Origin of the sequence: Streptomyces sp. H27-D2, from assembly GCF_035828615.1 — a bacterium.
Lineage (GTDB): Bacteria > Actinomycetota > Actinomycetes > Streptomycetales > Streptomycetaceae > Streptomyces.
In genome coordinates this window covers 41,377-52,533 of sequence record NZ_JAYMZR010000052.1, presented here as the reverse complement: position 1 = coordinate 52,533, position 11,157 = coordinate 41,377, and the positions used below count along the sequence as shown (strand labels likewise).

At 73.2% G+C, this 11,157-nt stretch carries 10 protein-coding genes and 1 pseudogene; 6 read left to right on the top strand and 5 right to left on the bottom strand.

Going from position 1 to position 11,157, the window contains the following annotated elements; genetic code table 11:
* On the top strand, nt 1–558 hold a 558-nt coding region (locus tag QMK28_RS20315), incomplete at its 5' end, for a L,D-transpeptidase family protein (RefSeq protein WP_326439971.1).
* Between the two features lie 92 nt (nt 559–650).
* On the opposite strand, the gene QMK28_RS20310 is transcribed toward QMK28_RS20315, so the two are convergent.
* From QMK28_RS20310 to QMK28_RS20295, 4 genes are all read right to left on the bottom strand, one after another.
* Nucleotides 651–2,612, bottom strand: coding sequence for a primary-amine oxidase (locus tag QMK28_RS20310; protein ID WP_326439969.1), 1,962 nt, complete (start codon nt 2,610–2,612; stop codon nt 651–653).
* A 92-nt stretch (nt 2,613–2,704) separates the two neighbouring features.
* Nucleotides 2,705–4,240, bottom strand: a complete 1,536-nt coding sequence (locus tag QMK28_RS20305; protein WP_326439967.1) for an APC family permease — start codon at nt 4,238–4,240, stop codon at nt 2,705–2,707.
* Between the two features lie 69 nt (nt 4,241–4,309).
* Complete coding sequence (locus tag QMK28_RS20300) at nt 4,310–5,266, bottom strand: hypothetical protein (RefSeq protein ID WP_326439965.1); 957 nt, start codon at nt 5,264–5,266, stop codon at nt 4,310–4,312.
* Between the two features lie 228 nt (nt 5,267–5,494).
* The gene (locus QMK28_RS20295; protein WP_326439963.1) at nt 5,495–7,147 is read right to left on the bottom strand and encodes an FAD-binding dehydrogenase; all 1,653 of its coding nucleotides are present in this window, start codon (nt 7,145–7,147) and stop codon (nt 5,495–5,497) included.
* Nucleotides 7,148–7,347: 200 nt separating this feature from the next.
* Here QMK28_RS20295 and QMK28_RS20290 point away from each other — a divergent pair.
* The 5 genes and pseudogenes from QMK28_RS20290 to QMK28_RS20270 form a co-directional block, all read left to right on the top strand.
* Nucleotides 7,348–7,761 (top strand): annotated as a pseudogene (locus QMK28_RS20290) (TetR/AcrR family transcriptional regulator); the annotation flags it as partial.
* Nucleotides 7,758–8,522: a glucose 1-dehydrogenase gene (locus QMK28_RS20285; RefSeq protein WP_326439961.1), complete on the top strand. Its 765-nt coding sequence runs from the start codon at nt 7,758–7,760 to the stop codon at nt 8,520–8,522. The pseudogene QMK28_RS20290 and the gene QMK28_RS20285, both read left to right, overlap by 4 nt.
* A 51-nt stretch (nt 8,523–8,573) precedes the next feature.
* Nucleotides 8,574–9,242 (top strand): NUDIX hydrolase, encoded by a 669-nt coding sequence (locus QMK28_RS20280; RefSeq protein WP_326439959.1) that lies wholly within the window; start codon nt 8,574–8,576, stop codon nt 9,240–9,242.
* A gap of 13 nt (nt 9,243–9,255) precedes the next feature.
* Complete coding sequence (locus tag QMK28_RS20275) at nt 9,256–9,684, top strand: YidH family protein (protein WP_326439957.1); 429 nt, start codon at nt 9,256–9,258, stop codon at nt 9,682–9,684.
* Nucleotides 9,684–10,013: a DUF202 domain-containing protein gene (locus tag QMK28_RS20270; protein WP_326439955.1), complete on the top strand. Its 330-nt coding sequence runs from the start codon at nt 9,684–9,686 to the stop codon at nt 10,011–10,013. Before QMK28_RS20275 ends, QMK28_RS20270 begins: the two co-directional genes overlap by 1 nt.
* Nucleotides 10,014–10,164: 151 nt before the next feature.
* On the opposite strand, the gene QMK28_RS20265 is transcribed toward QMK28_RS20270, so the two are convergent.
* A complete protein-coding gene (locus tag QMK28_RS20265; protein WP_326439953.1) occupies nt 10,165–11,091 on the bottom strand; it encodes an NADP-dependent oxidoreductase in 927 nt (308 codons plus the stop codon).
* Nucleotides 11,092–11,157: the final 66 nt, after the last annotated feature.

Here is an 11,157-nt window from a genome sequence, read left to right as displayed (position 1 = left end):
CCGGGATCGACCAGCGGCACGGTCTCCTGGTGGCAGCGGCGGAACGGCTCCTGGGTGCGCGCGGGGGTCACGCCGGCGCGTTTCGGCGGCGGCGGGCTGACCGAGGGCGCAACTCGCGCCCAGGGCGCCTCCACCACTCCCACCGGCCTGTACGACCTGCCGTTCGCCTTCGGCACCCGTACGGCCCCGGCCGGCGTCTCGCTCCCGTACCGCCCGGTGACCGACCGGTCCTGGTGGTGCCAGGACAACGGCTCCGCGTCGTACAACCGGTGGGTGGAGCCGCTGCCGGACGACTGCTCGGCGCAGGAGGCAGAGCACCTGGCGTCGTACGGCACGCAGTACGGCCGGGCGATGGTCATCGGCTTCAATTACGCGAAGCCGGTCAAGGGGCGCGGCGCGGGGATCTTCCTGCACGTCAACGGGAGCGGCGCCACGGCCGGCTGCGTCTCGGGGCCCGCGGCCGCGATGGACGCGATCCTCGCCTGGACGGACCGGGCGGCGCGCCCGCACATCGCCATCGGCACCGATTCGGGGAGCACCGCCATCACCCGTTACTGAACCCGCTGCCGAACCCGGTTACTGAGCGGACGCGTTGGAGCGAGGCGCCGGCACGACGGCTGAACCGCCGCGCCGGGCCCGTTCGCACTCCGCTATCCGGCGGGCTCCTGCCGGGGTTCCGCCGGGAGGTCCAGCGCCGGGTTGCGGTCGAAGAAGCCGGTGGGCTTCAGGGTGAAGCCGCTGCGGTCGACCGGCATGACCGGCCAGTCCTCCAGCCGCGGCAGGTGGGTGGGGCCGAAGGTGTGCCAGACGGTGAGGCCGGTGTCCTCCAGCGGCTCGCCGGCCGCCGCGTCCCGGGCGCTCCAGTCGGTGACGCCGGGGCCGCCGCGGTGCTGGTTGGGGTAGTCGCCGCCCGGGTAGCGCCGCTCGGGCGCGGTGCGGGTGACCCAGAGGTGCGTGGTGGCGTAGGCGACCCGGGCGGCGACCGAGGAGCCGGGCTGCGCGAGCAGCACCGGGCCCGGCTCCGGTACGAGGGTGTAGGCGACGGGCTCGCCCATCCGGTTGCGCGAGCCGGGGTTGCTGATCCGCCAGCGGCGGCCCGCCGAGGTGTCGGCGAGCCGGCCCGCCTCGGCTCCGGAGCCGATCGCGGTGGCGCGGGCGGTGAAGGCGTTGCCGTTGGGGTTGGCCGGGCCCATCGGGAGCGGGACGACGTCGACCTCCTCGACCGTGTTGGCCGGGCCGTCGACGGCCATGTCGAGCCGGGCGCAGAAGAGATGCTGGTGGAAGGGGGCGAGCAGACCGGGCGCGACCTCGGTCGCGTGCGCGGAGCCCGCGCCCGGTTCGGCGCCCGAGGTCTGGAGCAGGCCGGTGGACTTGGCCTCGAAGGCGATCGTGCCGTCCTGGTGGAAGTACCAGTAGAAGCCGTAGTCGTAGTTGCCCAGCGTGGCGATGTACGAGACGACCAGCCGGCGCGAGCGACGGCTCTCGGCGGCGGAGTCGTCGAAGATGTTGGTGTGCTTCCAGAGCAGGCCGTGGTCCTCCTCGTGGACGCAGATCGCGTTGGGCAGCGTCTGCGGCCTGCCGAGGTCGTCGGAGAGGACCGCGTCGAGGTAGCGGATCTCGCCGAGGCAGTCGCAGCCGAGCTTGAGAGCGTTGGCGTTGCGGCCGAGCAGGTACTCCCCCGCGTCGAGGTAGCAGACCCAGTTGCGGGCCGGGTCCGGCTCGGCGTACGGGACGGCCATCTCGGCCAGCGAGGCGCGGTGCAGCACGGACCGCTCGCGCTCGCCGTCCTGGTGCTGCACGAGGTGATGCACCAGGCCCTCGCGGGCGTTGAAGTCGATCCGCATCCGCCAGTTCTGCCAGCTGAGCCGGTGGCCGGAGAGGGCGAAGGAGGGGCCCTCGGGCTGGCTGATCTCCAGCGGGCGCAGATCTGTGCGGGCCGGGCCGTTGAACTCGGCCTCGTAGCGCCCGCATTCGGCCGGCACCGGGACGGCGGCAGTGTCTATGAGCCGCAGGACGCGGCGCTCGGTGACGTCGACGTCGGCGACCAGGCCCGCGACGGGATGCGCGAAGGGGTTGTCGCTCTCGTCGCAGCGCAGGAAGGTGAGCGAGCGCAGCATGCGCCGGCCGGTCTCCCGCGCGACGCCGAAGTTGCCGGCCGCGAGCGGCGCGGCGACGGCCAGTGCGGTGTCCGTGATGCCCCGTTCGGCCATCGCCTTGCGCCAGCCCGGGTCGGCCTTGACGACCGCGTCGCAGATCTCGTACTCCTCGAAGAGGATCGGCGGTTGGCCGTCCTCGACCGCGTCCAGCTCCCGGTAGGAGAGCAGCGCGCCGGGGGTGCCCGCGGTGACGTCGATCAGCGCCTCGGCGCCGAGGCCGGTGGAGGTGTCGAGGAGCGTGGCGCGCACCCGGCGCGCCACCGGGTCTCCGTCGCGGTGGGCGGCGACGGTGTGCCGGGCGGGCTCGTCGAGCAGGACGAGCGGGAAACGGGTGTCCGCGCCGGCCTTGCCCGCTTCGTCGAGCACGCGCCGGGCGGCGCTGATCTCGTCGGCGGACAGCGGGTCCAGCGGGTGCGGGGCCGTGGCGCCCGCCGGCGCCGGGTGGCAGGAGGTCATGTCGGCACTCGCTTCCTACGGAGGGTGCGGGGCATCCGGGTACGGCGACGGCCCGCCGCTCCCGGCAGGCGGGTGCGGCAGGCCGGGCGTGGTCAGACGGATGGGACCTTGGGCTCGGACACGGCGGCCTTCTCCAGTTGGAACGCCTCGTTGCCCAGGCCGATGCGAGCGTAGACCTCGGGCTTGGTGGCCCGCAGGACCAGGCCGTGCGCGATGCCGACGACGGCGGCGGCGGCGATGATGCCGGGCAGCAGCCAGCCGAGCGCCGAACCCGACCCGGCGTCCACCAGGATGTCGAAGTCCGCGAGCGCGTAGCCCAGCACGACCAGCAGCGCGATCCCGGCGAGGCCGGAGCAGAGGAGCCGCCCGGCCTGGGCGCGGGCCGCGCCGCGCCGGACGAAGAAGGCGATGACGGCGGCGGAGGCGGTGGCCATCAGGACGATCACGCCGACCGCGCCGACGTTGCCCATCCAGGTGAAGAGTTGCAGCACCGGGGCGGTCGGGTCGCCGGCCGGCTTGTCGTCGTTGACCGCGAAGGCCACGACCACCAGCAGTGCGATCACGCTCTGCAGCAGCGAGCCGAGCGCCGGGGCGCCGCTGGACTTGGAGGTGCGGCCGACGGCGGCGGGCAGCAGGCCCTCGCGGCCCATCGCGAAGGCGTAGCGGGCGACGACGTTGTGGAAGCTGAGCATGGAGGCGAAGATGCCGGTCACGAAGAACACGTGCAGCAGATCGGTGAAGGTGCCGCCGAGCCGTGCCTCGTTGAGCCCGAAGATCAGGCCGGGCCCGGCCTCCCGCGCCGCGCCGACGACCTCCGAGGGACCGGCGGCCACGCCGATCAGCCAGGAGCTGAGGGCGAAGAACACCGCGACGAAGCCGACCGCGAGGAACATCACCCGGGACACGACGGTCTGCGGGCTGCTGGTCTCCTCGGCGTAGACCGGGGCCTGTTCGAAGCCGACGAAGCCGGCGATGCAGAAGCACAGCGCGGTGCCGAGCCCCGCGCCGGTGAGGGACTCCGGGTTGAACGCGTGCAGCGACAGCCCCTGCGCGCCGGGGTCGGCGGCGAAGGCGATGTCGAAGACGATGATCAGGACGCACTCGATGAGCAGCAGGACGCCGAGCACCTTGACGTTGAGGTCGATCTTGAGCGCGCCGAGGACGCCGATGAGCACCACGCCGAACAGCGCGATGATCCACCAGGAGACGGTGATGTCGAGGTGCCGCTCCAGCAGTCCGGAGACCTCGAAGCCGAAGATGCCGTAGATGCCGACCTGGAGCGTGCTGTAGGCGGCGAGCGCGACGAAGGAGGCGCCCGCGCCCACGGTCCCGCCGAGGCCGCGGGCTATGTAGGCGTAGAAGGCGCCGGCGTTGTGGACGTGCCGGCTCATCTCCGCGTAGCCGACGCTGAACAGCGCCATCACCACGCCGAGGATCACGAACAGCAGCGGCTGGCCGACGATGCCCATGACGGCGTACGCGGTGGGCATCACGCCGGCCACCACCATCAGCGGCGCGCTGGCCGCCAGCACCGACAGCAGCAGCCCTGCCGTTCCGATCCGGTCGGCGCGCAGCGCGCGTTCATGGCCCTTGAACGTGCTGATCTCGGTCTTCGTGCCCGACAGCATGGCGGGGGTGTCCTTCCCATGGGGATGAGCAAAGGGGTGCGGCAGCGGGGACGTGCGCCGCGGCGCGGGTCATGGGGAGCCGAGCCCGAGCGCGCCGTCGCGCGCGGCGCGGAAGGCATTGCCGGGATCTCGTCCGGGGTAGGACCAGGGGCTTCTGGTGGCGTACGGGCCGATCCGGTTGAACAGCGCGGCGGCTTCGGCGGTGCGGCCCTCGTGGTACTTCGCGTGGGCCAGGTAGTTGAGGTCCGCCTTGTGCCGGGGGTGTTCCTCGCCCTCCCATTCGAGCCACCAGTTGAAGGCGGCCTTGAGCCCCTGGCGGGCGCGGCCGCTGGTCCAGTGCTGCGAGAGGGCGGGGTCGCGCGGTTGCAGGCCGGCCTCGGCGAGCACCCGGTAGCGCTCGGCGTGCGCGACCACCGGGAGGACCGCGAGCGGCGAGTCGGCGGGGGCCTGGTCGGCGGCCCAGGAGGCGAATTCGTACACCTCGTGGAACGGGTCGTCCTCGCGGCCCTCCTGACGTTCGGCCAGGAAGGCGGCCATCAGGTGGTGGGCGTGGTGGTGGTCGCGGTAGCGGGCGCGCACCTGGTCGAAGATGCGGGCCGGTTCGCCGTCGGTGCCCTTGTGCCGGGCGAGGATGAGCAGGGCCAGCCAGGGCGACGGGTCCTTGGGCGCCATTCTGGCCGCGGTGAGGCAGGCGGCCCGCACCGAGTCCGCTGAATCCTTTCCGCGCAGCACGCGGAAGACTCCGGCGCACGCGAGCAGCGCGGCGGCGCAGGGGCTGTCCGGTTCGGCGAGTTGCCAGTCGCGGGCCCAGCCGGCGCTGGCGGGGCCTTCGCCGAGGACGACGAGCCGGTGTCCGCGGCGGTCCCAGTCCTCGCCGGTCTCGGCCAGCAGGCTGCGCGCGTCGATCCAGCGGCCCTGCGCGAGGGCGTCACGAACGACGGCCAGTTCGCTGTCGTCGAGGGCCGGGTCGAAGTCGATGCCGTCCTTCTTGCGAGGTCGGCCGAAGGGGGGTGGCGGGGGTGTCATCCGCGAGCTGCCTCCACAGCGCACGCGACCGCGGCCCCGAACCAGGGTGCACGTGCAGGTTAGGTGAATGCCAGTGGCGGTCGCGCGAAGGTGGCGGCGGCGCCCAACGATCACCCACAGCTAACCGGTAGTGAACGGTCCGCGTCAAGACCGAACCCGCTCAACTACCCCTTCGGCAGTAGAAGTTGATCTTTATCCACACCCATTAAATGCACCACTATCAGCCCACTACAGCGCCTTTGCCGCCGCCCTTCCGGCCGTTCGGCCGGAGAAAAGGCACCCGCCGAGGAAGGTTCCCTCCAGCGAGCGGTAGCCATGCATCCCCCCGCCGCCGAACCCGGCGGCCTCGCCGGCCGCGTACACGCCGGGCAGCGGTTGACCGCTCTCGGTCAGCACCCGGGAGGAGAGGTCGGTCTCCAGTCCGCCGAGCGTCTTACGGGTCAGGATGTTGAGCCGGACGGCGATCAGCGGCCCGGCCTTCGGGTCGAGCATCCGGTGCGGGGACGCGGTGCGGATCAGCCGGTCGCCCAGGTACTTGCGGGCTCCGCGCACGGCGGTGATCTGCGAGTCCTTGGTGAAGGGGTTGGCGATCTCGCGGTCCCGCGCGGTGATTTCGCTGCGCAGATCGGCCTCGTCGATCAGCGGCTCCTTGGTGAGCGCGTTCATCCGGCGCACCAGCTCGGCGAGCGAGTCCTCCACGATGAAGTCGGCGCCGGCGTCCATGAACGCCCGCACCGGGCCCGGCGCTCCGGCCCGCGCCCTGCCGAGCACCTCGCGGACGCTCTTGCCCGTCAGGTCCGGGTTCTGCTCGGATCCCGAGAGGGTGAACTCCTTCTCGATGATCTTTTGGGTGAGCACGAACCAGGTGTAGTCGTAGCCGGTCCGCATGATGTGTTCGAGCGTGCCCAGGGTGTCGAAGCCCGGGAAGAGCGGCACCGGCAGCCGCTTGCCGCGCGCGTCGAGCCACAGCGGGGACGGCCCGGAGAGGATGCGGATGCCGTGCCGCGCCCAGATCGGGTTCCAGTTCTCGATGCCCTCGGTGTAGTGCCACATCCGGTCACGGTTGATCAGCCGCCCGCCCGCCGCCTCGGTGACGCCGAGCATCGCGCCGTCGACATGGGCCGGGACGCCGGACAGCATCCGCTCGGGCGGGGCGCCGAGCCGCTCCGGCCAATGGGCGCGTACGAGGTCGTGGTTGCCGCCGATGCCGCCTGAGGTGACGATCACGGCCTGGGCGCGCAGCTCGAAGGCTCCGACCGCCTCCCGGCCGGTGGCCGTGCCGCGCGCGGCGGTGCTGGGCGCGAGGATCTCGCCGCCGACCGTGTCGACGGCGCCCGCGGTGCCGGACAGGCCGGTGACGCGATGCCGGAAGCGCAGCTCGACCAGGCCGCGTTCGACGGCGGCCCGCACCCGTCGCTCGAAGGGCTCGACCACGCCGGGGCCTGTGCCCCAGGTGATGTGGAAGCGGGGCACCGAATTGCCGTGCCCGGTCGCCCCGTAGCCGCCGCGCTCCGCCCAGCCGACGACCGGGAAGAAGCGCAGCCCCTGGGCGTGCAGCCAGGCCCGTTTCTCGCCCGCCGCGAAGTCGACGTACGCCTCGGCCCAGCGGCGCGGCCAGTGGTCCTCCGGTCGGTCGAAGGCGGCGCTGCCCTGCCAGTCCTGCCAGGCCAGGGCGTGGCTGTCGCGGATGCGCAGCCGGCGCTGCTCGGGCGAGCCGACGAGGAAGAGGCCGCCGAACGACCAGTGCGCCTGCCCGCCGATCGATGCCTCGGGCTCCTGGTCGAGCAGGATCACCTTGCGGCCCGCGTCGGCCAGTTCGGCGGTGGCGGCCAGTCCGGCGAGCCCCGCCCCGACCACGATCACGTCAGCGTCGTACGCCATGTGCGCTCTCCTCGTCAGGGCGGCCCGCCGGGCGGACCGCCGGGGCAACCGGAGATCCGGCAGCCGCGCTGGATCGATCCTCGGGAAACGGGGCGGCCCCGTCAACCAGATCGACGGAGCTGGATCCGCGGCTGCGAGCGCTGGAGAACCCGACGCCCGGCCCGACGCCCCGCTCTGCCTGCCCGGCGCACCGCCCCTCGCTCCGCCCGTTGCTCGCGACGCTGATCGCCGCCGAGGCGACCGAGCTGCGGACCGACCGCGGCCGACGCTGGCTGCGGGTGTCCGCGCAGCTCAGCCATGAGAGCGGGGTCCGCACCCGCACCCCGCACCCGACCCTCGCCGGCACCCGCTACTGGCAGCTCATCGGCATGGTCGAGGAGGGTCTGACCGCGCTCCCCGAGCCGCTGCGGCTGGAGCGGCTCGACCTGGCGCTGACGCTGATCGGCGCGGCGCTGGGCGACCGGGCCCGGCAGTACCTGGACGGCGCCCGGCCGCTCACCGACGAGGAACCGTTCCTCGCCGACCTCACCGAGACGACCGCCGCGCTGCTGGAGGCCGGCGTGCCGCCAGGCGCGGCGGAACGTACGAACACCAGCCCAAGGAGCAGCACATGAACGACCTCGGCGACAAGACCGTCATCATCACCGGCGCGGCCCGCGGGCTGGGCGCGGAGTTCGCGAAGCAGGCGGTCGCGGCGGGTGCGAACGTCGTGCCCACGGACGTGCTCGCGGCGGAGGGCGAGGCAACCGCCGCCGCGCTGGGCGGCCGGGCCCGCTTCGCCACGCACGACGTCACCTCCGAGGCCGACTGGCAGCGCGTCGCCGACTTCGCCCTCGCCGAGTTCGGACGGATCGACGGCCTGGTGAACAACGCGGGCATCTCCACCGGCCAGTACCTGGAGTCCGAGTCGGTCGCGCACTTCCGCAAGGTGCTCGACATCAACCTCACCGGGGTCTTCATCGGCATGAAGACCGTGATCCCGGCGATGAAGGAGAACGGCGGCGGCTCGATCGTCAACATCTCCTCGGCCGCCGGCCTGATGGGGCTCGCGCTGACCGCCGGCTACGGCGCGTCCAAGTGGGGCGTCCGCGGGCTGACCAAGATCGGCGCGGTGGAGCTGGGCACCGCGAGGATCCGGGTGAACTCGGTGCACCCCGGCATGACCTACACCCCGATGACCGCCGAGGTCGGCATCCGGCAGGGCGAGGGCAACTACCCCAACACCCCGATGGGGCGGGTCGGCGAGCCGGACGAGATCGCGGGCGCGGTCGTCTTCCTGCTCTCCGGGGCGGCCTCCTACGTCACGGGCGCGGAGCTGGCGGTGGACGGCGGCTGGACCGCGGGGCCGACGGTGAAGTACGTGATGGGGCAGTAGGCCCGGAGGGCCCGGCCCCGGCTCTCCGCGCGCGGCTGATTGGATGGCCTCATGGCTGATGACAGGGCTGACCACGGGGCGGACGGCACGGCGGCGGACGACGGAGCCGGCGGCGCACCCGACGTCCGCGGAACGCCGCCCCGGTCGGCGGACGAACTGCTGGACATCGTGGACGAGCGGGACCGGGTCGTGGGCCAGGCCCGTCGCGGCGACGCGACGACCCGCCGGCTGCGCCACCGCTGTGCGTTCATCCTGGCGCGGGACGCCGAGGGCCGGACCTTTGTGCACCGGCGCACCGCGCAGAAGCTGGTCTTCCCCTCGCTGTACGACATGTTCGTCGGCGGCGTGGTCGGGGCGGGCGAGTCGTACGACGAGGCGGCGCTGCGCGAGGCGGAGGAGGAGTTGGGCGTGTCCGGGCTCCCCGCGCCCACGCCGCTGTTCTCGTTCCTCTACGAAACCCCGGAGCACACCTGGTGGTCCCGTGTCTACGAGGTGGAGTGCACGCTCCCGGTCGACCCGCAGCGCGAAGAGGTCGCCTGGCACGCCTTCCTGACCGAAGCGGAGCTGGAGCAGCGGCTGACCGAGTGGGAGTGGGTCCCGGACGGACTCGCGGCGTACGAGCGGCTGCGGGCGGTCCGGGCGGCCGAGGGGCGTGCCGGACCGCGCGCCGCCGGACCGCGCGCCGCCGATCGGGAGGGCGGTCCCGGCCCCGCGTCGTGAGTAGGCTCCGTTCATGATCGACCCCGCTCGGCCGCCCGAAACCGGAACCTCGACGTCCTTCCTCGGCGGGCTCCGCCTGTGGTTCGCTCCGGCGCGGCTCCGCGAGGAGGGCGCCACGCCCGACTACCGCTTCTCGCTGGCGAACGAACGCACCTTCCTCGCCTGGCTGCGCACCTCGCTGGCCCTGGTCGGCGGCGGTTTCGCGGCGGGCCAGTTCCTGCCCGACCTGCCGCGGCCGCTGCGCGTGACGCTGGCCGTGGCGCTGCTGGTGGGGGGCGCACTGTGTGCCGTGCGCGCCGTCAACCACTGGATGCGCTGCGAGCGCGCGATGCGCCGGGGCGAGGACCTGCCCGCGACCCGCTTCCCGGCCGCGCTGGCGCTCGGCATCGGCCTGATCGCGCTGGCCACAGTGGTCATCGCGCTGCTGGGCAGGGCCGGCTAGTGCAACCGGCACCAGCGCCGGCACCGGCGCCCCGCGACCCCGGACTGCAGCCCGAGCGGACCCGGCTGGCCTGGCGGCGCACGACGCTGTCCTGCGCGGTCACCGCGGGGCTGGCCGCGCGGCAGGCGGTGCACCAGGGGCTGACGCCGCTGTCGATAGTGGCGACCGCGCTGGTCGCGCTGGTCTGGCTCGGCTTCCTGACCGCCGCGCACCACCGGATCCGCGCGCTGGACGCGGCGCGGCCTCCCACGATCTCGCCGCGGGCGGCAGCGCTGGCGGCGGGCTGCACGGTCGCGCTGGCGGCTTTCGGCGCGGCCGAGCTCTTCTGACGGCTTCCTGCGGTTTCCCGGCCGGGTCTCAGCGGTTTCTCGCGGTCTCTCGCGACGTTCTGACGGCGCGCTGCCGTACCGCCGCGCCGTCACACCTTCCTTCACGCCTTCACGCACGCTTTCACGCCTTCCCGCACGCACGCCGGCCTCGCTACTCCACCGTGACGACGATCTTCCCCCGGGTGTGCCCCTCCGCGCTGAGCCGCTGCGCGTCGGCCGCCTTCGCCAGCGGGAAGGCGGCGGCGACCTCGACGTCGATCACTCCGCGCTCGACCAGATCGGTCAGCGCCGCGAGGTCGGCAGCGTCGGGGCGCACCCAGAAGTAACGGCCGCCTAGGCCGAGCACGGCCGCGTCCGCGATGGACACCAGCCGTCCGTCGCGGGTGAGCAGGCCGGGCGAGACGGTCAGCGCGTCGCCGCCGACCAGGTCGAGGACGGCGTCGACGCCCCTCGGGGCCAGCGCCCGTACCCGGTCGGCCAGCCCGTCCCCGTACGCGACCGCCTCCGCGCCGAGCGAGCGCAGGTACTCGTGATTGCGCTCGCTCGCGGTGCCGATCACCCGCGCGCCGAGGTGCCGGGCGATCTGGACGGCCATCGAGCCCACCCCGCCCGCCGCCGCGTGGATGAGGACGCTCTCGCCGTCCCGTACCTTCAGCGCCCGGGTGAGGGCCTGATAGCCGGTCAGCCCGGCCAGCGGGAGGCCCGCGGCCTGCTCGAAGCTCAGGTTGACCGGCTTGCGTGCCAGCGTGCGGACGGGCGCGGCGACGTATTCGGCGAAGGTGCCGCGAGACAGGAAGTCCTCCCGGACGTAGCCGATGACCTCGTCCCCCGCCTGGAACTCGACGGCGTCCACGCCGGGCTGGACGACGACGCCCGAGACGTCCCAGCCTGGGATGACGGGGAAGACGGCGTTGAGCAGCCCGTCCAGGTAGCCGGCCTGGGCCTTCCAGTCGACGGGGTTGACCGCCGCGGCCTTGACCTTGATCAGGACGGCGTCCGGGCCGATCTTGGGCTCGGGAAGCTCGGCGTATTCGAGGACTTCGGGACCGCCGTAGGTGCGGTAGCTGATGGCCTTCACGAACTGCTCCTCAAATGGGCGGCCGGCGATCGGGGATCGGGGATCGGACAGCTGGACAGCCGGACA